Annotated in this window: 16 protein-coding genes; 6 read left to right on the top strand and 10 right to left on the bottom strand. The window is 63.9% G+C overall.

Annotated features, from left to right (window positions below):
- Positions 1-471 precede the first annotated feature (471 nt).
- From FJ471_RS01310 to FJ471_RS01295, 4 genes are all read right to left on the bottom strand, one after another.
- Positions 472-1,086 (bottom strand): TetR family transcriptional regulator, encoded by a 615-nt coding sequence (locus tag FJ471_RS01310; RefSeq protein WP_140801380.1) that lies wholly within the window; start codon positions 1,084-1,086, stop codon positions 472-474.
- A gap of 136 nt (positions 1,087-1,222) precedes the next feature.
- Positions 1,223-4,339 (bottom strand): efflux RND transporter permease subunit, encoded by a 3,117-nt coding sequence (locus FJ471_RS01305; RefSeq protein WP_140801379.1) that lies wholly within the window; start codon positions 4,337-4,339, stop codon positions 1,223-1,225.
- A 2-nt stretch (positions 4,340-4,341) separates the two neighbouring features.
- Entirely contained in the window at positions 4,342-5,472 is a 1,131-nt protein-coding gene (locus FJ471_RS01300) for an efflux RND transporter periplasmic adaptor subunit (protein ID WP_140801378.1), read from the bottom strand.
- A 95-nt stretch (positions 5,473-5,567) separates the two neighbouring features.
- Positions 5,568-5,930 (bottom strand): hypothetical protein, encoded by a 363-nt coding sequence (locus FJ471_RS01295; RefSeq protein WP_140801377.1) that lies wholly within the window; start codon positions 5,928-5,930, stop codon positions 5,568-5,570.
- A gap of 207 nt (positions 5,931-6,137) precedes the next feature.
- Between FJ471_RS01295 and FJ471_RS01290 the strand changes: the two genes are divergently transcribed.
- The 5 genes from FJ471_RS01290 (at position 6,138) to FJ471_RS01270 (ending at position 12,347) form a co-directional block, all read left to right on the top strand.
- On the top strand, positions 6,138-6,740 hold the full coding sequence (locus FJ471_RS01290) for a TetR/AcrR family transcriptional regulator (RefSeq protein ID WP_140801376.1): 603 nt from the start codon (positions 6,138-6,140) through the stop codon (positions 6,738-6,740).
- Positions 6,741-7,089: 349 nt separating this feature from the next.
- Entirely contained in the window at positions 7,090-8,388 is a 1,299-nt protein-coding gene (gene fabF / locus FJ471_RS01285) for a beta-ketoacyl-ACP synthase II (RefSeq protein WP_140801375.1), read from the top strand.
- Between the two features lie 61 nt (positions 8,389-8,449).
- Positions 8,450-9,265 carry an oxidoreductase gene (locus tag FJ471_RS01280; RefSeq protein ID WP_140801374.1) on the top strand — a complete coding sequence of 272 codons (816 nt, stop codon included), beginning with the start codon at positions 8,450-8,452 and terminating at the stop codon, positions 9,263-9,265.
- A gap of 89 nt (positions 9,266-9,354) precedes the next feature.
- Positions 9,355-10,089, top strand: a complete 735-nt coding sequence (locus tag FJ471_RS01275) for an NAD(P)-binding domain-containing protein (protein ID WP_140801373.1) — start codon at positions 9,355-9,357, stop codon at positions 10,087-10,089.
- 224 nt (positions 10,090-10,313) lie between these two features.
- A complete protein-coding gene (locus FJ471_RS01270) occupies positions 10,314-12,347 on the top strand; it encodes a YgiQ family radical SAM protein (protein ID WP_140801372.1) in 2,034 nt (677 codons plus the stop codon).
- Between the two features lie 283 nt (positions 12,348-12,630).
- Here the strand turns inward: FJ471_RS01270 and FJ471_RS01265 are convergent, their stop codons facing one another.
- Entirely contained in the window at positions 12,631-13,284 is a 654-nt protein-coding gene (locus tag FJ471_RS01265) for a TetR/AcrR family transcriptional regulator (protein ID WP_140801371.1), read from the bottom strand.
- 126 nt (positions 13,285-13,410) lie between these two features.
- Here FJ471_RS01265 and FJ471_RS01260 point away from each other — a divergent pair, with 126 nt between their 5' ends.
- Entirely contained in the window at positions 13,411-14,304 is an 894-nt protein-coding gene (locus FJ471_RS01260) for an NAD(P)/FAD-dependent oxidoreductase (RefSeq protein WP_140801370.1), read from the top strand.
- 72 nt (positions 14,305-14,376) lie between these two features.
- Here FJ471_RS01260 and FJ471_RS01255 read toward each other — a convergent pair whose 3' ends face one another.
- The 5 genes from FJ471_RS01255 to FJ471_RS01235 all read right to left on the bottom strand — a co-directional run bounded on the left by FJ471_RS01255 (position 14,377) and on the right by FJ471_RS01235 (position 23,662).
- Positions 14,377-15,654 (bottom strand): RsmB/NOP family class I SAM-dependent RNA methyltransferase, encoded by a 1,278-nt coding sequence (locus tag FJ471_RS01255; RefSeq protein WP_210241988.1) that lies wholly within the window; start codon positions 15,652-15,654, stop codon positions 14,377-14,379.
- A gap of 114 nt (positions 15,655-15,768) precedes the next feature.
- Entirely contained in the window at positions 15,769-16,524 is a 756-nt protein-coding gene (locus FJ471_RS01250; protein ID WP_246684565.1) for an SDR family NAD(P)-dependent oxidoreductase, read from the bottom strand.
- 82 nt (positions 16,525-16,606) lie between these two features.
- A complete protein-coding gene (locus FJ471_RS01245) occupies positions 16,607-17,377 on the bottom strand; it encodes an SDR family oxidoreductase (protein WP_140801367.1) in 771 nt (256 codons plus the stop codon).
- A 112-nt stretch (positions 17,378-17,489) separates the two neighbouring features.
- Positions 17,490-18,323, bottom strand: coding sequence for a GNAT family N-acetyltransferase (locus FJ471_RS01240; protein ID WP_140801366.1), 834 nt, complete (start codon positions 18,321-18,323; stop codon positions 17,490-17,492).
- A gap of 107 nt (positions 18,324-18,430) precedes the next feature.
- On the bottom strand, positions 18,431-23,662 hold the full coding sequence (locus FJ471_RS01235; RefSeq protein WP_140801365.1) for an MBG domain-containing protein: 5,232 nt from the start codon (positions 23,660-23,662) through the stop codon (positions 18,431-18,433).
- Positions 23,663-23,666 lie beyond the last annotated feature (4 nt).

Genomic DNA, 23,666 nt, shown 5'->3' with positions numbered 1-23,666 from the left:
CGACCAATGTCTTGATAACTCTCGCTATTACCCAGCGGGCTCTGGGCGCTGTGCCGCGCCTCGATGAACTTCCTGCGGCAACGAGGATCGAAGTTCCGGCAAAGGGCAGAACCTTCTCCAAGTGAATCCCTATCCAAGGCAACGGAGCAGGAACCGCCGAGCTAGTGAGTGGGGGGAAAGGCGGTAGCGCTCTCCCGCTACCAAAATCATTATAAACCATTGAAATGGTGCCGACGAACGTCGTAGACGCCGCCGGCTCCCGATATCAGTAGTCGGCTTCGCGAATGTCTCAGCGACTGACGGATATGACGCACGGCCGCATCGGCCTGGTTGCCGCACATTGCATGCCGTTTGTTTTGGCACGCCACTGAAAGCGCGTCGCGCTGAACCGGATTCAGGCGACGCGCTTTAAGTCTTTGTTTTGATGCATGTCGTTGTCCCAGAACCGCGCACACTTCTGGGCGACATGCATTAGTCCGACTTGGCAAGCGCTTTCACGATAAAGCGGATCTGCTCGCGCAGGCTCGCCTCGGTGTCTTCGCCGTGTTGGACGCAGTGCTCGATCAGAAGCGGATGGAAGAACGGCATGAAGGCGGTCTTGACGGCACGCGCCGCCTCTGCCGGGTCGCCGACCTTGAATTCGCCCGCCTCGACGCCCTCGCGAATGATCGCCTCGAAAACCGTCACCATCCACTCGATATGAGCTTTGACGATCGCCCAGTTCTCCTGCATGACCGCGACAATCATGTCGTGCATGTGCTTCTGCTCGATCAGCGTCGCCTTGCGATGCTGGTGGACAGCGATCAAAAGCCGACCGAGTTTCTCCGAGGCCGTGTCGTTCGCGCCTGCGATCACAAAGGCGATGTCGGCAGCCTCGGTTAGGATCCGCTTGCAGATGAACCCATTGATTGCATCCCTAGAGGGAAAGAAACGGTAGACATTTGCCCGGCTCATGCCCAGGTCGGTGGCGATGTCGGCCATCGTGGTCTTATGATAGCCAATGCGGCGAAAGTGCTCCTCCGCCACTTCCAAAATGCGCGCGCGCACCCCGTCGAGATCAGTTCGCATTTCGATCGGCTGGTTCATCGACGTCTCCGGAAGTGATCGATCAGACATGCCAAGCTCGTGCGGTCGGTCATCCGTGAACGGGTACGATCGCGCCCCCGCAGGGCAGGTTCCTGCGGGCGAGAAACTTGGCCCGGTCTTCTCCGGCAACCGGGTCCTATTCTGCAGCCATTGCCAGCCGCAGTTCTGGTTCCGGATCCTGCATCGGAGCTTCATGAGTCTCCACCGCTGTCGGTTTGATCCTGAACCATGCGGTATAGAGCGCGGGAAGGAAGAGCAGGATCAGCACCGTGCCGACCGCCGTGCCGCCGATCAGCGTATAGGCCATCGATCCCCAGAAGACGGAGTGCGTGAGGGGTATGAAGGCCAGCACCGCAGCAAGCGCGGTTAGGATCACGGGCCGGGCGCGCTGCACCGTGGCCTCGATGACGGCGTGATAGTCGTCCAGGCCGGCGGCTCGGTTTTCCTTGATCTGTTCGGTCAGGATCAGCGTGTTGCGCATCAGGATGCCGGCCAATCCTATCAGGCCCAGGATGGCGTTGAAGCCGAAGGGCTGATGGAAGGTGAGCAGCATCGGCACGACGCCGACGAGGCCAAGCGGTGCCGTCAGCACGACCATGAACATCGTCGAGAAGGATCGCACCTGCAGCATGATGACGATCAGCATGGCGGCGATCATGGCCGGGAAGATCTTGCCCAACGCGGTGTTGGCCTTCTCGGCCTCCTCGATCGATCCGCCCATTTCGATGCTATAGCCGGCCGGAAGGGATGCGATCAGTGGCTGAAGGGCTTTCCTGATCTGCTTTGAGACCTCCGGAGGCTGGGTCGCTTCGTTGATGTCGGAGCGGATCGTGATGACCGGCGTGCGGTCACGGCGCTTCAGGATCGGTTCTTCCAGACGGATCTCGGAATGACCGATCTGGTCGAGCGGAATCTGCCGGCCATCCCGGCTCATCAGCGAGAAATCCGCCAGGCGCGCCGGATCCAGCCGTTCGTCGCCGGCGCTGCGCGCCACGATGGGAACATTGCGGATGTCCTCGCGGACCTGTGTCACAGGAACGCCGGTCAAGAGGAACTGGAGCTGCTGGCCCACCTCCGCCGGGGAGAGGCCGATGAGGTTCAGCCGATCCTGATCCGGGACGTAGCGAATCACGGGCGTGCGATTGCCCCAGTCGCGGTTGGCTTGCCGCACGTCCGGGACACGCCGCATGACGTCGAGCGCCTTCTCGGAGATGCTGTAGAGTTGTGCCGGATCAGGCCCCATGACCCGGAACTCGACCGGGAACGGCGTGTAGGGGCCGAACACGAGCTGCGTGACGCGCACATTGGCTTCCGGCGCGAGCCCCTGTGCCACTGCCTCCCGAAGCCGATGCTTCAATTCCTCGCGCGCCTCGGCGTTCGGGGTCAGAACGACGATCTTGGCAAAGGCGGGATCGGGCAGTTCAGGCGCCATCGCGAAGAAGAAGCGCGGGGCGCCCTGACCGACATAGCTCGTGACGATCTTGGCCTCAGGCTGGCCGTCGAGCCAGTGCTCGAGCTTCTCGACCGTGGCGGTCGTCGTCTCGATGCTGGTGCCTTCCGGCAGGCGAACCTCCACCAGAACTTCAGGGCGGTCGGATGTCGGGAAGAACTGCTGCTTGACGGCGCCCATGCCGACAACGGAAAGCGCGAAGGCGATGCCGACGATACCTGAGGTCACGAACTTGTGGCGCACGGCAAAGGTGATGAGCCGCCGCAGGCGCCGATAGTTCGGCGTGTCGTAGATCGCGTGATGCCCCCCTTCGATCGGTTTGATCGCGGGCAGCATCTTGACGCCGAGATAGGGCGTGAAGACCACGGCGACGATCCAGGATACGATAAGGGCGAAACCCACGACCCAGAAGATGTTGCCGGCATATTCGCCGGCAGTCGAGCGCGCGAAGCCCACCGGCAGGAAGCCGGCGATCGTCACCAGCGTTCCCGACAGCATCGGCGCCGCGGTGTGGCTCCACGCGTAGGCCGCCGCCGTGATGCGGTCCATGCCCTCTTCCATCTTCACCACCATCACCTCGATGGCGATGATGGCGTCGTCGACGAGAAGACCAAGCGCCAGGATGAGGGCGCCGAGCGTGATGCGGTCGAAGAACCGCCCGGTTTCCAGCATGATGAGGAACACGGCGGCGAGCGTCAGGGGCACGGCGGCCGCCACGACGATGCCGACGCGCCAGCCCATGCTGAGCAGGCTGATCAGCAGCACCACGCCGAGCGCCATCGCGAACTTCATCATGAACTCGTCGACCGCCGAGGTGATGTTGACGGCCTGGTCGGACACCTTGTCGAGCGTCATCCCGAGCGGCAATGTCCGTACGATGACCGCCGTCCTGTCCTCCAGCGCCTTGCCGAGCGCGCGACCATCCCAGCCCTCCTGCATGACCGCCGCGAGCATGATCGTGGGCTCGCCCTGGCGCCGGATGAGATAGGTTGGAGGATCTTCATAGCCGCGACGGACCTCGGCGACGTCGGAAAGCCTCAGCGTCCGCCCCGCGGCAACGATCGGCGTGTCGGCGATCGCCTGGACACTGTCATACGCGCCATTGACCCTTATGAAGACCTGCGGCCCCTGGGTGTCGATCGAGCCCGCCGGCGTGACAGTGTTCTGCCGCTGCAAGGCGGCAACGATATCCCGGGCCGACACGCCGAGCGTCGCCAGTTTGGCATAGGAGAACTCGACGAAAATCTGTTCGGGTCGTTCACCGAGAATGTTGATCTTCTTGACGCCGGGTACGTGCAGAAGGTCCTGGCGGATCGCCTCGGCCTGCCTGGCCAGCTCTCGCATCGGCATGCCTTTGGCCTTGAGCGCGTAGAGGGCGAAGCTGACGTCGGAATATTCATCGTTGACGAACGGGCCGTAGACGCCAGGCGGCAGGTTGCGGGCCTCATCCCCGAGTTTCTTGCGGGCCTGGTAGAATTCTTCCTGCACGGCGGATGGCGGTGTGCTGTCCTTCAGCGTGACCGTCATATACGCATAGCCCGGCCGTGTGGTCGTCTCCACCCGGTCGTACCAGGTCAGCTCCTGAAGCCGCTTCTCTAAAGGTTCGGCGACGAGGTCCTGCATCTCGCGCGCAGTCGCGCCCGGCCACGCCGTCGTGACCGTCAGGGTCTTGATGGTGAAGTTGGGGTCCTCCGCCCGGCCGAGCATAAGGAAGGCGTAGGCGCCGGCGGCCACCAGCAGGAGGATGAAGAACAGGGTGACGGCGCGTTCGCGAACGGCGATCGCGGAAAGATTGAGGTTCATCCTCAGTTGCTCCCGCTTTCGGAGGCAGTCCTGACGCGAGCACCCTCCTGCAGGAGATGAGCGCCGAGCGACACGATGGGAACGCTGGAGCTTAGTCCAGAGATCACCGCGGTTTCGCTGGCTACACGAACAAGCTGGACGGGTTGAAAATGTACGGTCGACGTGCCCTTGTCCAAGACCCAGACGCCGGTCTTCTTGCCGTCGTCGAGCACGGCTCCCAGCGGCACCTGGACCTCCGGCTGACTGGCCTGGCTTGCGACCCGAATGGTCACCGTCGCGCCAAGCGGTGCCGCCGCTGCCTCGCCATCGAGCACATAGCGCGCCTCATAGGTGCGGGTCTGGGCATCGGCGGAGTTGGATAATTGTCGCAGATGTGCCGTATGAAGGTGCTCATCACCACCATACACGCTGGCCTCGGCTGCTGAGCCGATCGCCGGCCGTATCGTTTCGGGAAGCGCGACAACCGCTTCCCGGGGGCCGGCCTGGGCGATCCGGACCACTGTCTGGCCGGCGGAGACGACCTGACCCGGCTCGCCGAGTGTATCGACCACCGTTCCATCGGCGTCCGCCACCAGGACCGCGTAGGCCGCCTCATTCTCCGCGACCTTCGCATCCGCTTCGGCGGCGGCGAACTGGGCCGTAGCGGTATCCAGCGCGGCCTTTGCCAGTTCGTACCGCTGCGGAGTTGCAGCCAATCCGTCTTTCACCAAAGCCGCATAGCGCTTCTCGTCTGCTGCTGCCTGGATCAGGACAGCGTGTGCCGCAGCGGCGGCGTTACGCTTTGCCGTAAGCGCAAGTTGCAGATCGGTCTCATCAATTCGCATGAGCGGCTGACCAGCCTTGACTTGATCGCCAGCATCCACGAGGCGCTCGACAATCTTGCCGGGCACGCGAAAACCAAGGTTGCTCTGTACTCTCGCCGCTACGATGCCGGTAAAGCTGCGCGCAGAGCCGGTGACTTGCTCTCCCGTCACCAGTCTGACGATCGGGGGTTCCTGTCTCGGGTCGGCGGCGACGGAAGCGCCCTTCGCGCGATTGGCAAATGTGGCGAATGCCGTCGCTCCAGACAGCGCAATCGCACCTGCCCCCGCGATCAGGATCGCGCCCAGCATAATAGCGGCTCTCTTTTTCATGCCCGTCGCCTCATGTCGAAATAGATTGCGTTCACATTCTACGCCGTGGTCCTGCGTGTCGGCCGGCAGCGGCAGACTGCGATCAGTGCGACTGGTCAGCCCGGCAGCGCGTTGGTGCGCGGGTGCATGTCGGACACAGTCGAAACCGTCACCTCCTCGCCGGACCTCGAGAACGCGTAGAGCGAGCCCCGGTAGCCAGGCATGGAGAAGGCCACGGAGTCGCGGTCGGCGAGCCCCATGACGACGCGTTGCGGATCGCCTCCGCCCTTCGGCGCGAAGGTGGCAGTGACCTCCAGGAGACCGCCGTCGGTTGGAACGTAATAGACCACCATGTCGAGGCGTCCGTCGTGCAGGCTGCCGGCTTTGAGGGGGTGTCCGATGGTGGCTTCATCGGCAATGGCCGGCGTCGCCACGAACAGCACGGCCAGAAGCGAGGCAATCAGGGTTCTGCGGATCATCGTCGTATTTCCTCTTAATAGATTGTGATTGAACTCTATAGCATTTAGATTTCACATGCAATCTAAAAAGAAGAGACATACTCGGCCTGCGGCAAACCGCGACACCGATCATGGGCGAGCCACCTGTTTCGCATCTCCTCTTGATAGATTGCGTTCGGTCTCTAATTGAGATATAGATTTAATACGCAATCTAAAAGGAGAGCAACGATGCGCGTAAGCCGCATTCAGGCTGAGCAGAACCGGCAAACCGTGATCGATGTGGCCAGCCGGCTTTTTCGGGAGCATGGTTTCGACGGCATCGGCCTCAAGGATCTGATGAAGGGCGCTGGCCTGACCCAGGGCGCCTTTTACAAGCAATTCGCGTCAAAGGAGGACTTGGAAGCGCTGGCGTCCAGGCGGGCGCTGGAGCACGCATCGCGTCGATGGTCGGACGCGGCCGCGAAAAATCCCAAGGACCCGCTTGGTGCTGTGATCGCGTTTTACCTTAGTGCCGGACATCGCGAAGAAAGGATGGACGGCTGTCCGGTCGTGGCACTGGGCTCGGATGCTGCCAGGCAGGGCAGTGACGTAAAAGCATCGTTCGAAGCCGGGATCAGGGAATATCTCGAGCTGCTCGATGGGTGGGTTGGCGATGCCCACGGCGAGGATCCCGGTGGAAAGGCCATGGCCGTTCTCTCGACCATGGTCGGTGCGGTCGTCCTTTCGCGGGCCCTCAACGACGAGCAACTGTCGGAAAAGTTTCTGCAAGCAGCAGCCGAGAGCATACAGGCAGGGCTGGCCGCTGATCGCCAACGGGGAACGCCCCGATGACGAAGGCTTCCCCAACCAACAGGCGACGGATCCGACCGAATTTTCGGCGGCTATTTTCTCGGGCGCCTTGGCGCCAGTGGCTAGAAGCATTGCGCCGGTTTGAGGAGGCGGTCGACGCTACCGAGCTGGATCTCCTCGAAAGGCGAGTAAGGGGCCTCGAAGCGCAAGTCTCGGAATTGCGTACAAGGGCGGGGCAGGCGTGATGCTGACATCTTCGATTACGAACTTTTCGGTCGTTTGCACTCCGAGCGGCGAGACGGTCATCCAGCTCGGCTGGCTGCCCCCGCCGCGCCAGCCCCGAGCCACGCCAGTTGGCATCGGAGGAGTGCCGGAATCGAAAGGAGAATAGATGCGGCGGATTGTTGTTACGGGCATGGGCGCGGTCACCCCCCTTGCCGCCAATGTCGAAACGTCCTGGTCGCGTCTCCTGGCCGGCCGCTCGGGCATCCGGAGGCTCGCCGACGAGGTCGTTGGAGATTTGCCTGCGAAGATCGGCGGCGTGGTTCCCACACTGGAAGACGATTCCGAGGCCGGCCTCGATGCCAATGCCTTCGTGGCTCCGAAGGACCAGCGCAGAATTGACCGCTTCATTCTATTCGCTTTGGCCGCGGCGGAAGAGGCGCTGGCCCAGGCGAGATGGAAGCCGGATTCGGAGAGCGATCGGGTTCGCACCGCGACGATCATCGCTTCAGGTGTCGGAGGTTTTCCTGCCATAACCGAGGCGGTGCGGACGGTCGACCAGCGCGGTGTTCGGCGTCTTTCGCCGTTCACGGTGCCCTCTTTCTTGGTGAATCTCGCGGCGGGCCACATATCGATCCGCTACGGCTTCAAGGGCCAGATCGGCGCACCGGTGACGGCGTGCGCCGCCGGCATTCAGGCAATCGGCGATGCGGCTCGCATCATCCGCGCCGATGAAGCAGATGTCGCCGTATGCGGTGGAACCGAAGCATGCATGAACATCGTAAGTCTCGGCGGTTTTGCAGCCGCACGCTCGCTTTCGACCTCCTTCAATCACCGTCCCGATCAGGCCTCGCGTCCATTCGACATGTCGCGGGACGGTTTCGTCATGGGCGAAGGCGCAGGCGTCCTGGTTATCGAAGAATTGAGCCATGCGCTTGCGCGCGGCGCTGAACCGCTCGCCGAGGTCGTCGGCTATGGCACGACGGCGGATGCACACCACGTCACTTCCGGCCCCGAGGACGGCGATGGCGCGCGCCGGGCCATGGAGATTGCAATCGCTCAGGCAGGGATTTCGCCAAGCGAGGTGCGTCATCTCAATGCCCATGCAACCTCCACACCGGTGGGCGACCTTGGTGAGATCGAAGCGATCAAGAGTGTGTTCGGGCACGATTTCGGGATAGCCGTGAGCGGAACGAAGTCAGCGACTGGACACCTGCTCGGCGCCGCCGGCGGGCTTGGCGCGATCTTCGCGATCCTGGCGCTCAGGGATCAGATCGCACCGCCTACCCTCAATTTGAGCACCCCTGATCCAGCCGGTGAAGGGATCGACTTCGTCGCGAACCGGGCCCGGCCAATGGAGATGGAGTACGCGATCGCCAACGGCTTTGGCTTCGGAGGGGTAAACGCCAGCGCTCTGTTCCGGCGCTGGGAAGATGCCCGCGTAAACGCTGGAGCCCTTCATGATTGACGCTTTTGCTTCGGTCTTTCGGCCTCTCCCACTCTAATCCAACTCAAAGAAAGTGGCTTCCATGAATAAGATCAATCCTGGCGTTGCCATCGTCACAGGGGCATCCTCGGGCATCGGACATGCAACGGCCAACGCGCTGCAGGGCGCGGGCTTTCGCGTGTTCGGCACCAGCCGTCGCGCGGTCTCCAAAAAACCCGGCGGCGTGACCATGCTGACCTGCGACGTGACCGACGACACATCCGTATCGCAACTGGTCGACGAGGTGCTGGCCGAAACGGGGCGCATCGACCTGCTTGTCAACAATGCCGGCATGGGCCTGTTTGGCGCGGCCGAGGAATCCTCGACTGTTCAGGCTCAGGCGCTGTTCGACGTGAACGTCTTCGGAGTGTTCCGAATGACCAACGCGGTCCTGCCGACGATGCGACGTCAGGGCGAGGGCAGGATCGTCAATGTGAGTTCGGTGCAGGGGTTCATCCCCGCTCCCTATTTCGCGCTTTATGCCTCGACCAAACACGCGATTGAGGGCTACTCCGAATCGCTGGACCACGAAGTGCGCCCGTTCGGAATTCGCGTGGCATTGGTCGAGCCCGCCTATACCCGCACGTCGTTCGAAGAAAGTCTCGCCACGCCGGATCAGTTGCTCGATATCTACAACTCATCGCGCGCGGGCATGAAAGTGGCGGTGCGCAAAGCAATGGAAAAGGGCGATACGCCCGAACTGGTGGCCAAAACCGTTCTGGCGGCTGCGACCGATCCAGACCCGAGGAGGCGCTATGCGGCGGGAAAAACGGCTCGTCAGGTCAGTCTCCTGCGCCGCTTCGTCCCCGCGTCCGCATTCGACAAGAGCCTGCGAAAGCAGCTCGGCCTGCCGGTCTGAGGGCGCGCGGCAAAGCTCAGGCGCCCATTCGAGGGTGAGACTTTTGGTGAGCAAGCCGGCCCTTCCATCGCACTAACGAGGACATACCAATGAAGATCGGAATCATCGGCGCTGGAAACATCGGCGCGACCTTGGCCCGAAAGCTTGCTGCCAGCGGTCATCAGGTCAAGCTCGCCAATTCGAAGGGGCCGGACACCATCCGCGATCTAGCCCGCGACATTGGAGCTACAGCCGTGATGAAGGAGGAAGCCGTGCAGGGCGTCGAAGTGATTGTTCTTTCGATCCCGTTCGCAAGCTATCCCGATCTGGCCGGTCTCTTCACCCACGTGCCGTCCGACGTCGCGGTGATCGACACCTCCAACTATTATCCGTTCCGTGACGGCGCGATCGCGGAGGTCGATGGCGGCAAGCCCGAAAGCGTTTGGGTGAGCGAGCAGATCGGTCGTCCTGTCGTCAAAGCATGGAACGCCGTTCTGGCTACGACGCTGGCCGAGCGCGGCCAATCCAAAGGGGCATCCAGACGTATCGCAGTCCCTGTCGCGGGCGACGACGGGAAGGCCAAGGCCATTGCCATCCAATTGGTCGAGGCCACCGGCTTCGACGCGCTCGACGCTGGAAGTCTCAGCGACTCCTGGCGCCAGCAACCTGGCACCGCGGCCTATTGCACGGAACTGACGGCAAACGAGCTGAAATCGGCGCTGCAGTCGGCGAAGCGGTCTCGCGCTGCCGGCAATCGCGACGCCCTTCTCAGGCAATTCATGGCGGCCGGCGGTAGGCTGAGCCACGACGACATCGTGGCCCGTAACCGGGCGGTGACGGCGTAATCCCCGAAGCCTGACATTAACAACGGAGTAGAAACGTCGATCTGACAGGGTGGGGAACGCTTGTAGCGGTCTCCCGCTACCAGCCCTCTCCAGGGCCTCCAAAAAACCTAAGAGATCGATGGTGCGGACAAGCGTTGCGCCCCGATACGTCCTGATGCATCTCTTCCGCAGCCCAAATCGAGCTTAATTGAATTCGCCTTGGCGGCGGCCTATACGTCGTGGCCATGGAAACCATAGCCAGCGCCCAGAAAAACATCGCTCCGCTGTCCGGCAGCAAGCCTCATGCCGGACGGGCGGCGCCGTTCCTGCCGATGAGCCGCGCCGAGATGACGGCGCTCGGTTGGGATGAATGCGACATCGTGCTCGTCACAGGCGACGCCTATGTCGATCATCCGAGCTTCGGCATGGCGATCATCGGCCGCCTGCTCGAATCCCAGGGTTTTCGGGTCGGCATCATCTCGCAGCCCGACTGGCAGTCGGCGGAGCCGTTCAAGGCGCTAGGCAGGCCGAGACTGTTCTTCGGCATCACCGGCGGCAACCTCGATTCCATGGTCAACCGCTATACCTCGGACCGCAAGCTGCGCCATGACGACGCCTATACGGCGGGCGGTGAGGGCGGCAAGCGGCCGGACCGCTGCACGATCGTCTACACGCAGCGCTGCCGCGAGGCCTACAAGGACGTGCCTATCGTGCTGGGCGGCATCGAAGCCTCGCTGCGCCGCATCGCCCATTACGACTATTGGTCCGACAAGGTGCGCCGCTCGATCCTGGCCGATGCCAAGGCCGACCTCTTGATCTACGGCAATGCCGAGCGCGCCGTCGTCGAGGTGGCGAACCGGCTTGCCGCCGGCGACACACCGCGCCAGCTCGATTCCGTCAGGGGCGTCGCCCTGTTCCGCCGCGTGCCCGAGCACTTCACCGAACTGCACGCCGACGATCTCGATTCCGCCGACGAGGGCGCCAGCCGCACGCCCGGCGACACGGTGATCCGGCTGCCGTCCTTCGAGCAGGTCGAGGACGACCGCGATGCCTATGCCCGTGCCTCGCGCGTGCTGCACCGCGAGGCAAACCCCGGCAATGCCCGCCCGCTCGTCCAGCGCCATGGCGACCGCGACCTGTGGCTCAATCCGCCGCCCATCCCGCTGACCTCCGACGAGATGGATGCCGTCTACGACCTGCCTTATGCGCGCGCGCCGCACCCGTCCTATGGCGATGCCAAGATCCCCGCCTGGGACATGATCAAGTTCTCGGTGACGGTGATGCGCGGCTGCTTCGGCGGCTGCACGTTCTGCTCGATCACCGAGCATGAAGGCCGCATCATCCAGAACCGCTCCGAGGGCTCGATCCTGCGCGAGATCGAGAAGATCCGCGACAAGACCCCGGGCTTTACCGGCGTGATCTCCGATATCGGCGGGCCGACCGCCAATATGTACCGGATGGCCTGCAAGGACCCCAAGATCGAGGCGGCCTGCCGGCTGCCGTCCTGCGTGTTTCCCGACATCTGCCCCAACCTCAACACCTCGCATGACGACCTGATCCGGCTCTACCGCAAGGTCCGCGAGGTCAAGGGCGTCAAGAAAGTGATGGTCGCCTCCGGCGTGCGTTACGACCTGGCCGTCAAGAGCCCCGAATATGTCAAGGAACTGGTGACCCACCACGTCGGCGGCTACCTCAAGATCGCGCCCGAGCACACCGAGCGCGGGCCGCTCGACAAGATGATGAAGCCCGGCATCGGCACCTATGACCGCTTCAAGGAGATGTTCGACGCAGCCGCCAAGGAAGCCGGCAAGAAATACTATCTCATTCCGTACTTCATCGCCGCCCATCCCGGCACGACCGACGAGGACATGCTGCATTTGGCGCTCTGGCTGAAGAAGAACCGCTACCGCGCCGACCAGGTGCAGACCTTCCTGCCTTCGCCCATGGCGACGGCGACCGCCATGTACCATACCGGCGTCAACACGCTGAAGGGCGTGCGGCGCGGCGCGACCGACAGGGTCGAGACCGTTCGCGGCGGGCGGCAGCGCCGCCTGCACAAGGCATTCCTGCGCTACCACGACCCCGACAATTGGCCGCTGCTGCGCGATGCCTTGAAGGAGATGGGCCGCGCCGACCTCATCGGCCCTCGCCCCGACCAGCTCGTGCCGGCCCACCAGCCGCCCGGAACCGGCAAGGCCGCCGCCACGAAGCGGCCCGTGCGCCCGATCGGAAGAGGGCAGCGATTCACCACCAAGGGCGTGCCCTTTCCAAAGAAGTGAGCCGCAGGCGGCCGGTGCCCTCTCTGTAGCGTACCGTCAGGATAACTGGCCTGCCGGGTGGCGATCCAAGCCACAAGCAGATCCGATTCCGCCGGCAGTTTGGCGCCTCTATTTTGCCGTCCAGACCACCGTTGCAGCTTCCCAAAGCTGACGGTCTGCTAAGCCGGCACTAAGGCCTCGAATGGGGTGGTAGCCGTTACTCCGCCAGTCAGCCCGCTACCAACGATAATGCTCGCGTTGATGTCAACGCGAGCATTCAAAATTTCATGCAAGTACTCCTAGGCTATCCGCCCGCGTGGTCGTTGCCACCGTGCGCGGCGATGAACATGGCGACGGCCGACCGGCAATAGGACTGGATTTGGTTGTCATCCTCTGCTCTCGCCTCATCGAAGCGTGCGATAATCAGGAGATCGGAGCCTTTGAAAAGCGCGGCAAACAAGCGGGCGGACTGGAGAGGATCGGGCACATTCAGAACCGCCTTCGCGTGCAACTGACGCAACAGGGCCTCGATTTGGGCGATGATATGGGCGGGTCCAGCTTCGTAATGAAGCTTGCTCAACGACTTTTGGCTCGTCATGTCGGCCATGACCATGGCTTCGACATTGCGGACATCCGGGCGCAACAGCGTGCGAAGCAGTGATGATCCCACCGCCATGAGCTGATCTTGGGCCGAACCCTCGACGCCTTCAAAAAGGGCCTGTGGTATTAATTGCTGGCAGCGGGCAGCAAACGCCGCGCCAAACAGCGCCTCTTTGTTCTCAAAGTGCCGATAGATGCTGAGCTTCGATATCTTCGCCCGCTGGGCGACCTTGTCCAATGTCGTCGCTTGAAAACCCAGTTCCGCAAAAAGTTCGCCCGCCGTGTCGACGATCGTTTGTCCAAGCGCCTCGTTGGCGGGCCGGCCGCGCCGGGCCTGGGTATTTTTCTCGGTTACCACAATTCCAGTCCTTGACAGTATCCTAATTCTTGAATTACGATACCATGCAGTTCCTAAAATATGCAAGCCAATGGATAGGCTTCAACGGGACCAGCCCCCTCCATCCACAACAGGGAGCTTATCACCATGGATGATGTCATCATCATAGGCGGCAGCTTTGCCGGTCTCGCCGCCGCCCTGCAGCTAGGCCGTGCCCGCCGCAAGGTCACTGTTCTTGATACCGGCCTGCCGCGCAATCGCTTCGCCGGCCGCTCGCACGGCCTGCTCGGCCACGATCACAAGCCACCGCTGGACATCCTGGCCGAGGCGCGGCAGCAGCTGGCGCGTTATCCGGCGATCACGCTGGTCAATACCCGGGCCGACAGCATCTCCGGCGGCATCGACGATTTCTCCGTTCTCACTGACAATGGCGAAAGCCTCGGGGCGCACCGGCTGATCCTGAGCTATGGCATTACCGACCAGATGCCTGATGTGCCGGGCTTCGCCGAAGGCTGGGGCACGTCCATCGTGCCCTGTCCCTATTGCGACGGCTTTGAAGTCGCCGGCCAGCATTGGGGTCTCGTCTGGTCCGGCCCGCAGTCGCAAAATCAGGTCAGGCTGTTCCCCGATTGGACCGACAGGTTGACGGTCTTCGCCGATGGTCACGACATTCCTCCCGATATCCGGGCCGATCTGGCGCGTCGTAACATACCTGTCGTCGATGGCCGGATCACTGAAATCGCCCGTCATGGGGGCCATAATGCCACCCTCAAGCTCAATGTCGGCCCCGATGTCGCTGTCGACATCCTGTTCGCGCATCCGCGCAACAAGCCGTCCGCAAACTTGCATGAATCACTGGGCCTCGCCACGGCAAATACGCCCCTCGGCATCGTCCTCAAGGTCGATGAGCGCCGCGAAACCAGCATGCCCGGCATCTACGCCGCGGGGGACCTCACCAACCCCCTCATCCCCTCGGTCACGACGGCATCCTGGCAAGGCGCGATGGCGGGCATCTTCGCCCAGCAGTCGATGCTGGCTTGACAGCACAGATCCCCTCTCCGGTTGCCACGAATATCAGCCGCCGATTAACCAGCGACACTACTATGTCTTATCTCAGCCGCAGCCTGGTGGCTCCGCATCCCGCTGCATGACGGCGGCGAAGAAGCCGTCGGTGTCGTTGCGCGCCGGCGTCAGCGACAGATAATCCGAATGGGCTGAATTCGTCAGCTGCGGCGCCGCCTCGTTGAGCGGCACGGCGCGAAAAGCGGGATGTGCCGCCAGAAAGCGGGCCACCTGCTCCTCATTCTCCCCGGGCAGCATGGAGCATGTCGCATAGACCAGTCGCCCGCCGGGTTTCACCAGGCGCGCCGCGCTCGCCAGGATACGGCCTTGCAACGACACGAGATTGTCCAGGCCGTGTTCCTCCGGCGCGCGCCAGCGGGCATCGGGGTTGCGCCGCCACGTGCCGGTGCCGCTGCATGGCGCGTCCACCAGCACGCGGTCGAAGCCACCCTTGTGGCGCTTGATCCAGCGATCCGTTTCGCTGGCCAGAAGGCGCGTCTCGATATTGTGCAGCCCTGCCCGCCGAAAGCGCTCGGCACCGCGCTTCAAACGGCCCTCCATGACGTCGCAGGCGACGACGTGGCCCTTGTTGTTCATCTGCGCGGCGACAGCCAGCGTCTTGCCGCCAGCGCCGGCGCAGAAATCGACCACGCGATCGCCCGGCCGGGCATCGACCAGCATGGCGACAAGCTGCGAACCCTCGTCCTGGATCTCGACCTCGCCGGTTGTGAGCATCGGCAGGCTCGCCAGCGAGGGGCGTTCATTTACACGAATGCCGTAAGGAGCCATGGCCGACGCCTCCGCCCGCAAGCCGAGATCTTTCAACGCACGAAGCATGGCCTCGCGCGTCGACTTGATCGGATTGACGCGCAGGTCGAGCGGCGCCGACGTCAAAAGCGCGGCCATCTCTTGCCTGAACGCTTCCTTGAAACGGCGCCGCAGAGGATCGGCCGCCCAGGACGGGCATTCAAGGCGCACCTCTTCCGGCATGCCTGGATGGTCGATCGTGCCTCCCTGCAATTTGACCAGCAGCGCGTGCTCGCGATCCGTCAGGACGGCAGGTGAGAACTTCGCGCCATCGAACAAGCGTTTGACCTGATCGGGCGTCTTGCCTTCCTTCAGCGTAAGCCATGCAAGCAGCCGATTGCGGGCCGTATCCTCGCGCCCATGCCTGCCCAGCCACCAGCCAAGCCGTGCATGATGCCGCAGAAACGCATAGAGCAATTCCAGAATCTGGCCGCGGTCCTTGTCGCCGATATAGCGCCGGGCGCGAAACCACGCCGAGACGACCGCATCCGCGGGACGCGCGACGCTGTCGACTTCATGCATAAGTTCGATTGTGGCTTGCAGGCGGGCGGCAGGGGTCACGGAACGACGATCAGGCTGAAAACGCCTATATAGGCGACAGAACAGCTCCTGACCATTGTTCGCGCGGCTCCGCGCTCATCCCTTGCGTTCCTGCAGGATGTTGCCGCCGTCCACGACGAGGACGGCACCGTTGACATAGCTGGCTGCATCGGATGCCAGGAACAGCACGGCGGCCGCGACTTCCACGGGACTGCCGGCGCGGCCGAGCGGAGTGTTCCGCGCGGCGACGAGCTCCTCAGGCGTCGAGGCTCCGGTCGCTACCCAGCCCGGCGCCACGGCGTTGACCGTTACGCCGCTGCGGCCGACCTCCAGGGCAAGCGCATGCGTCAGCCCGACCATGCCGGCCTTGGCCGCCGAATAGGCGGCTTCGCCTTCGTTGGATACGTAAGGCCCGGTCACCGAGGCCATGTTGACGACGCGGCCATGGCCGCGTTGCACCATACCGGCCAGAAATCCGCGCGTGCTCAAGAAGGTAGTCTTCAGGCTGACATCGATGCCGCGGTCCCATTCGCTTTCGCTGAGATCGAGAAACCGCCGCTGCAATGCCGGCTGGGCAACGGTGCCCATCCCGGCATTGTTGACGAGGATATCGATCTCGCCGGCCTCTGAGCATAAACGCTCGACATCGCCGGAGAGCGTCAGGTCGGCCACGCAAGCGCTTATCTCGAGCCCCTCCCCTCGCAGTTCCTCCGCGCGTTGCTCGACGCGGGCAGAGGAAGCGGTGATGACGACCGAAAGTCCGGCCTCGCCCAGCGCCCGCGCGGTCGCCATGCCGATGCCGTCGGCGGCGCCCACGCCGGTCACCAGCGCTTTGCGAGACTTGCGGAACACGATCATTTCCTCTCCACGGTTAGAATGCTGGCATGCCGGCGCGGGCAATCACACCCGCGATGAAACCGATCCCACGCCGGGTTCAATAACCGGCACTGACGCCGAAATCGATCGAAAGCGCGGCCCCGGTGATCGGCGCAGCGCCCGGCTGGCAAAGATAGTGGATGAAGGAAGCAATCTCCTCCACCTGGATGAACCTTGCTTTGTCCCCTTGCGGATAGTGCCCGAGAAGCCGGCGCTTGTAGCCGTCGGGATCATCTCCACCATAAGTTTTGGCCTGATATTCGATCATCGGCGTTGCCGTGTCGCCGGGGCAGACGGCGTTGACCCTGATGCCTTGCGGCGCGAGCTCCAGGGCAAGTGCCTTGGTCAAGAGCACCAGCCCGCCCTTCGAGGCGCAATAGACGGAAGCCCCATTGTTGCCGACGATGCCGGCGTCGGAGGCAATGTTGACGATCACGCCTTGCGCCGCCGCCAGATGCTGGATGGCCGCCGAGATGAGGAAGAAGGCACCCTTAAGATTGACGTCCAGCACCAGGTCCCACTGCTCTTCCTCGACCTGGTTTGCCGGCCCCTCCAGCCAGACGCCGGCGGCATTGACGAGGATGTCGATCGCGCCGCCCCAGTCCCTGGCCTTGCCCACCACGTCGCGGCAGGCGGCGGCGGAGCGGATATCGAGCGGCAAGCCGATCGCGTCCGCCCCGGTCGCGGCAATCCGCGCCAAGGCGGCGTCGAGCTTGGGGCCGGGAAGATCGGCGAGCGCGATCCGCTCGCCGTCAGCGGCGAAACGCAGTCCGGTCGCCAGACCCATTCCCCCGGCGCCGCCGGCGATCAGGACAGTCCTGCCAGCCATTCGATAAACCTCCGCGAAACGCATCGCCCGGCAAAGGCAACCACGTCATTGGGCCATGTCGCATGGACCAGCCAGGCAAAACAATGATCTCAGCATGCCGTGCCGCCCGCGATCATCCCAGTTCGAGCGTCGTGATGCCGAAAACCGTCGAGGGGGCGTTGCCGGGCTTGCCGCCCTTGTACATGCGCGTCGTGGAGAAGCCCGGAACCATGCCGGCGGCCTGCAGCAGGGCGGTGAATTGAACCTGGCCGGCCGGCACGTCGATATGCAAAGCCTCGCCGGCGGTTGCGTTAGAGAGGTCCGCCAGCATTGCCAGGGCGAGTACCGTCCCGTCGGCGAACAGCGGCCCGACCTTGCAACCCTCCCGGCACCGGCGCGCCACGCCGTAGCCGGCGATGCCGTCCGATCCGGCTGAGCGCCGCGCAATCCGCGGCTGCTGCAGCCAATCGCCAAGGAAGGTTTCCCGCGCCGCCGGGAAGCATCGGCGGTCATAGGCGAACAGTCCGGCCATGTCGGCGGCCGTCACCGGCCGCATGTCGCCGCCGTCAGGCAAGCCGGCGGGGCGGCCGCTGTGGCGGACGGTCTCGTAGGCAGCCACGAAGCCCATGCGCTGGTAGTTGGCTCGCTGCTCGGCCACCCCGTCGAGACCAATGATGCGGTTGCCGAGGCGGGCCATGCCGGCCTCCCAAACCGCCTTGCCGTGCCCTTCGCCACGCCGGTCGGACCGGCAGATATAGAGGCCGATGAAGCCGAAAGCCGGGCCGTATGCGACGGCCGAAATGCCGGCCACCATCTCGCCGCCGACAAAGGCACCGATGAACCCCTCCGGATCGGCCGCCCGTAGCGCCGCGGCATCGCCGATGCCCGGATTCCAGCCTTCCCCCGCCGCCCAGCCGACAAGCGTTTCCACTTCGCTGGCGGTCAGGGTCCGGATTGTTCTCGGCATCGTTTCACTCTGTGGCAAAGGCCGCGCCATGGTCGGCCATCAGCGGCCACGATAGGCCGCCATCCGCGGCCTGCAAAGGGCTGGAGCCGCATATCCACCCCCGCTCTCTACTGGACCAGCGCCGAAGCGCAGACCGACGCAGCCTCCGCCATGCGCTGGCAGAAAGCGGCGCTGTCAAAGCGTGGGTCCACGACCAGCGTCTGGGTGTCACCTTGCGCCGGCAGGCCGGTGAAGAAGACTGGGGCCGGCTGTCCGCTGCCATGGGCGCCGGCATTGAAGGCAACAGTGCTGGCGGCGTCGATCGTCGGCAACACATTGGACGGCTGCACTACCAGGTTGGCGCCGACATAAGTCAGCTCATAATTGGCGGAGGCGCTGAGGCTTCCCTGTTCGATGGCGTAGCTTCCAGGCGCACTTGCCGTCGTGGCGTCGGTGGCGAGCGCGCCGGTCAGGCTGTCATTGTCGACCAAACCAAGTCCGCCGATCGTATAGGTGAGCGGCGGATTGGGCATGCCCAGCCGACGGCCTTGCGCGTCCGCCGTGACGGTGATCGCGCGCTTGGCGATGGTGAAATCAGCGCCGACGAAGGTGATGTCGTAGTTGGAATTCGCGGCATCGGTCAGCGTGCCCCGGCCGATGGCGTAGCCACCGGCATTTTCGCCCGCCGCGCGGTCGAGAGCGCCGACCAGCGCAGCACCGCCGCCGAGGTCGCTGTAGGCATAGCTGTAGGATGACGGATCGGCATTGCCATAGGTCTTGCCCTGGCCTGCCGTCGCGGTCACCGTCACGGAGCGTTTGCCGACGGTCAGGTCGGCCCCGATATAGCTGATCGCATAATTGCCGTTGTCGAGCGTCCCTTGCGTGATGCCGTAAGTGCCGACGCCAGACGCCGTCGTTGCCGACGTCGCCAGGGAGCCGATCAGGCTATCGCTGCCAACCAGGTTGCCCGAAGTAACCTGATAGGTCAGCGCCGGATTGACGTCGCCATAGGCACGGCCCTTGGCGTCGGCCGTCACCGTGATCGCGCGCTTGGCGATGGTGAAGTCCGCACCGACGAAAGCGATATCGTAGTTGGAATTGGACACGTCCAGCGTGCCCTCGCCGATGGCGTGGGTGCCGGCGTTCTCGCCGGCCACGCGATCGAGGCTGCCGGTCAGCGTCACGCCGCCGTCGAGATTGGAGACGGAATAGGTGTAGAGCGACGGATCGGCATTGCCGTAGATCTTGCTCTGGCCCTGATCGACGGTGACCGTTACCGCGCGCTTGTCGATGGTGAAATCGGCGCCGACATAGCTGATGTCGTAGTTCGCATTGTTCGCACTGGTCAGCATGCCCTGGCCAATGGCGTAGCTGCCGGCATTTTCGCCGGCATCCCGGCTGAGCGTGCCGACCAACGACGCGCCGGTGCCGAGATCGCTATACGTGTAGCCATAAGACGAAGGATCGGCATCGCCATAGGTCTTGCTCTGCCCCGGCGTCGCCGTGACCGCCACGGCTCGCTTTGCGACGGAAAGCCGGCCCGTGCTGTTGAAGGCAAGCGCGTAGCCGTTCTGCGCGGCGACGTCGCCGGCGTCGATGGTTATCATATAGGTCCCGGCGCCGAGTTGCTGGAGGGCAAGCGTATTGGGGGCCGAGAGCGTCGGCGTGCCGCTGTAGGCTGTCAAAGCGCTGTCACCAAGATAGGCGTTGGCCACCCCCGCCTGATAGCCCGACACCGAATAGCTCAGTGCCGGCATGGCGTCGCCATAGACCTTCGATGCATTGTCGGAGGTGAAAGTCAGCGTCGGCTCATAGGCGAAGACATAACGGTTGCCTGATGCGCCCACCGCGCCTCCGGCTGCGGTGTTCCAGATCGCGGTGTTGTCGCTGTCGAGGTTGCCGAATGTGTTGCCGTCCGGACCTGCGGCATAGGCCAGCCAGCGTCCGCTGGTCGCGGTGACGGCGTCGCTGCCGCGGTTGTTGATGAAGTGCGCCCCCGACAGCACCGGGTCCGCGCCACTGACCGTTGCATTCGCCGCGATGGTGAGATCGCCTGTTGTCCGAAGCTTTGCGGAACCGCTGGTGCTCACGCCGTTCGCGGCGACCCCACGAGCGTTCGTGACCCGGGCGACGGTCAAGCTGGTGCCATCCTGCAGATCGACGGAGCCGGCATTGCCGCCAACCGCTCCGACCTGGTTGCCCGCATTGGTAAGGCTGAAGCTCCCCGTGCCGCCAAGCCAGAGCGACGCCGCGGTCAGGCCGCCGGTCTGCGTGACCGTGCCACTGGACGACAGCGCCAGCGTGCCGCTGCCCACCGACAGCGCCTGGTCGAGAGCGAACGTCGTCGCCGCCGTCTCGATCTGGCGATTGGCGAAGGAGAGGCTGCCGACGGAGGTCGAGCCGACCGCCGAAGCGTAGGCGCTATTCAGCGCCGAGAGGGAAGCGATCGAACCGTCCGCTTCATCGACGCGCCAGTCGCCATAGACGTTGAGGTTCGAGATATTGCCGCCGGAGAGGCCCGTACGGAAAGTTGCACCGTTCTTTGCACCCGAGCTTGGGTTGGCAACGGTGTAGGCGACAACCGAGTTCGAGACCGTACCGGTCGGAAGGGCGAGATAGTAGTAGCCGTTGACGCCGGTCGAGACCGTGCCGAGGTTGACGCCGCCCGACACAACCGACACCAGCCCGGCATCGGGAACATAGGCAGGCTGGCGGACACCGGAACTTAGCACGGTCGCGCCGGCATCCTTGTAGGCAATGCCGGAGATCGCCTGCACGCCATTGGGGTAGAAACTTTTGAGATAGGGATAGAGGCCGCCCACGCCGCCGCCGTAACTGGCGCTCAATCCGCTGGCGCCGCCATTCTGAAAGCTGGAGGTGGAGAGGCCGACTATAGTGATGTCCGCTCCGCTGGCCGTGCCGTAGCCGATCGCAGGCTTGCCGCCCGACGTCGTCGTGTCGTAGGCGCCGCTGACCACGCTTTGGAAGTAGTTGGCGCCGATAAACCCTCCGATATAGGCCCCGCCGCTCACCGCGCCGGTCGCATAGCTGTCCGTGACCCGGCCGCCGACCGCGCCTATGGCCGAATTCGATCCGATGAGACCGCCGGCCGCCGCGCCGCCGCTGCCGATGTCGACGGCGCCCGAGGCGTAGACGCGATCGATGGTTCCCGAGTAACCATTGGTGCCCACGGCACCGCCGGCGGTGTTGGTGTCACGGGCACTGACGATAACCGTGGAGAAGCTGTCGGACAGCGCGCCGTCGTTTTCACCGATCAGACCGCCGGAGACCGACCCATAACCCGTCGTGAACAACTGGCCGGTCGAATAGACCTGTGTGACCGTGCCGGCATTCAGGCCGGCGATTGCGCCAAGTGTCTTGTTGCCGCGGATGGTTGCATCGGTGACGCCGACATTCTGGACCAGGCCACCCGCGCCGACATAGCCGAACAGACCGACATATTGAGCCGAGGGTTGCAATACGGACAATTTGTCGATGGCATGGCCAAGGCCATCGAAGGTGCCCGTGAAACCGTTGCCGCCATTCTGGACAGTGCTGTTGACATCGGTGCCGAGGGATATGAAGCCGAGACCGGCGTTCCAGCTTGAGGTAGCGCTGGCATCGATGTTCCTTGCCAGGGCGTAGCGCCCCGTCAGCCCGCTGTTGATCGCCTGCAGGCCGTTGACGTCGTAGATCAGCGTGTAGCTTTGGCCGTTGATCGACAGCGCCTGCGCTCCCGGCGCGCCGGTGAAAGTGGCCGAGGCGCCTAGCGCATAGGAGATCGTTCCGCCGGAGCCGCCATGATTGGTGACAAGCGAAAGCCCGCCGACGCCGCCTAGCGTGGCGTCGGCGTTGAAGACGATCGAGTGATAGGCGTCGAGCGTCAGCGTGTTGGTGCTCCACGTGATCGGCGCGGCAACGATGATGTCGCCCGCCTGAGAGCCGCCGCTGCCCGTCGAGATGGTGACGTTGGCTGTCGCGAGCAGGTTCTGCAGCGTCGTGACGTTGATGACGCTGTCGTTGGCGTTGGCGCTCATGCTGCCGCCGGTGTTGCCGGCGACGTTGGAGATGGTGACGTTGTAGGGGTCGAGCAGCAGATCGCCCGTGTAGCCGAAGCGGGCGCGCAGATCAGCCGAGCCGGTGAAGTCGAGGCGCTGCTTGCCCGAAACTTCGACGAAGCCGCCATTGCCGCTGACATCGCCGCCACGCGCCGAGATCTTGCCGGCAAATGCCGTCTGTTCGTCCGACCAGACGATCACCGTGCCGCCGTCGCCATTGCCGGTCGCGTCGGCGCTGATCACCGTGTCCTTGTCGATCTCGGTCGTCTCGGCCCGTTGCAGCGGGCCCGAGCCTTGTTTGTCGCCGCCAATCTTGACCGTGCCGCCGCCATCCTTGCCCGAGGCGTCGACAACAGCGCCCTTGAGCTTCAGCTTCCGCCCGGTGACGGTCACCTTGCCGCCCTGGCCGCTGGCCTTGGCCGAAACGTCGAGCTTGCCCGATACTTCGACCGAGCCGTCGGCGCCGCCAAGCACGATCTCGCCGGACTGGCCCGACACGGTGCGCGCCTCGACGAGGCCCGACATATTGACGGCCTGCCGCGCCGCTTCCTTGGCTGCCGCCGCCTTGATCTCGACCCGGCTGCCATCGGCGCTGATCACGCCCGAATTGGAGACCAGCGCGCTCGAGCCATCCGCCCTGGTCGGCACCGCGACCTGCAGGAACCCGTCGCCTGAAAGATCGAGCGTCGCCTCCTCGCCTGAGCCCAGCCCGACCTTGCCGAGCGGCACGCTGATGGTGCCGGAATTGTCGACGCTGCCGCCGATCAGGGCCGCATAGCCGCCTGAACCGATCGAGACGGACCCCTCGTTCGTCACCGCGGCAGAAGCGCCCTTGCCCTTGAACCTGAGCTTGCCGGCCTTGAAGTCCTCGTCGTCGATGTCGAGCGAGGAGCCGACGAAGCCGGCCGCGCTCACCTTGCCGGTCTTGGAGATGGCGATGCCGTTGGGATTGACCAGGAACACCTGTCCATTGGCGTTGAGCTGGCCGGCAATGGTCGACCTGGTGTTGCCGGTGACGCGGTTGAGCATCACCGACGATGAATTCGGCTGGTCGATGTCGACGCGTGCGCCGGCGCCGATGGAAAAGCTCTGCCAGTTGACGATGGCCGAGTTGGTCGACTGCTTGATCGCCAGCTGCGACGAAGACGGCTTGGAGATGGTCACGCCGCCCGACACGACGCTGCCGCCCGTCGGCAGTTCCTGCGCCCGGGCCGAGGTGAAGCCGACAAGCGCGGTCGAGCCAAGAAGCAACGCCGTAAGCGGCAGGTTCACGGTGCGAAAAAGGGGAAATGTGTCGCGCATGGCC

The organism is Mesorhizobium sp. B2-7-1, assembly GCF_006440735.1.
Classification (GTDB): domain Bacteria; phylum Pseudomonadota; class Alphaproteobacteria; order Rhizobiales; family Rhizobiaceae; genus Mesorhizobium.
This window is presented reverse-complemented; position numbering and strand designations above follow the sequence as displayed.

What these genes read in the sequence shown, in the direction of transcription:
- FJ471_RS01310 (WP_140801380.1), bottom strand. Translation starts at nt 1,086, where the DNA reads ATGAACCAGCCGATCGAAATGCGAACTGATCTCGACGGGGTGCGCGCG.
- FJ471_RS01305 (WP_140801379.1), bottom strand. Translation starts at nt 4,339, where the DNA reads ATGAACCTCAATCTTTCCGCGATCGCCGTTCGCGAACGCGCCGTCACC.
- FJ471_RS01300 (WP_140801378.1), bottom strand. Translation starts at nt 5,472, where the DNA reads ATGAAAAAGAGAGCCGCTATTATGCTGGGCGCGATCCTGATCGCGGGG.
- FJ471_RS01295 (WP_140801377.1), bottom strand. Translation starts at nt 5,930, where the DNA reads ATGATCCGCAGAACCCTGATTGCCTCGCTTCTGGCCGTGCTGTTCGTG.
- FJ471_RS01290 (WP_140801376.1), top strand. Translation starts at nt 6,138, where the DNA reads ATGCGCGTAAGCCGCATTCAGGCTGAGCAGAACCGGCAAACCGTGATC.
- fabF (WP_140801375.1), top strand. Translation starts at nt 7,090, where the DNA reads ATGCGGCGGATTGTTGTTACGGGCATGGGCGCGGTCACCCCCCTTGCC.
- FJ471_RS01280 (WP_140801374.1), top strand. Translation starts at nt 8,450, where the DNA reads ATGAATAAGATCAATCCTGGCGTTGCCATCGTCACAGGGGCATCCTCG.
- FJ471_RS01275 (WP_140801373.1), top strand. Translation starts at nt 9,355, where the DNA reads ATGAAGATCGGAATCATCGGCGCTGGAAACATCGGCGCGACCTTGGCC.
- FJ471_RS01270 (WP_140801372.1), top strand. Translation starts at nt 10,314, where the DNA reads ATGGAAACCATAGCCAGCGCCCAGAAAAACATCGCTCCGCTGTCCGGC.
- FJ471_RS01260 (WP_140801370.1), top strand. Translation starts at nt 13,411, where the DNA reads ATGGATGATGTCATCATCATAGGCGGCAGCTTTGCCGGTCTCGCCGCC.
- FJ471_RS01255 (WP_210241988.1), bottom strand. Translation starts at nt 15,654, where the DNA reads ATGCATGAAGTCGACAGCGTCGCGCGTCCCGCGGATGCGGTCGTCTCG.
- FJ471_RS01245 (WP_140801367.1), bottom strand. Translation starts at nt 17,377, where the DNA reads ATGGCTGGCAGGACTGTCCTGATCGCCGGCGGCGCCGGGGGAATGGGT.
- FJ471_RS01240 (WP_140801366.1), bottom strand. Translation starts at nt 18,323, where the DNA reads ATGCCGAGAACAATCCGGACCCTGACCGCCAGCGAAGTGGAAACGCTT.
- FJ471_RS01235 (WP_140801365.1), bottom strand. Translation starts at nt 23,662, where the DNA reads ATGCGCGACACATTTCCCCTTTTTCGCACCGTGAACCTGCCGCTTACG.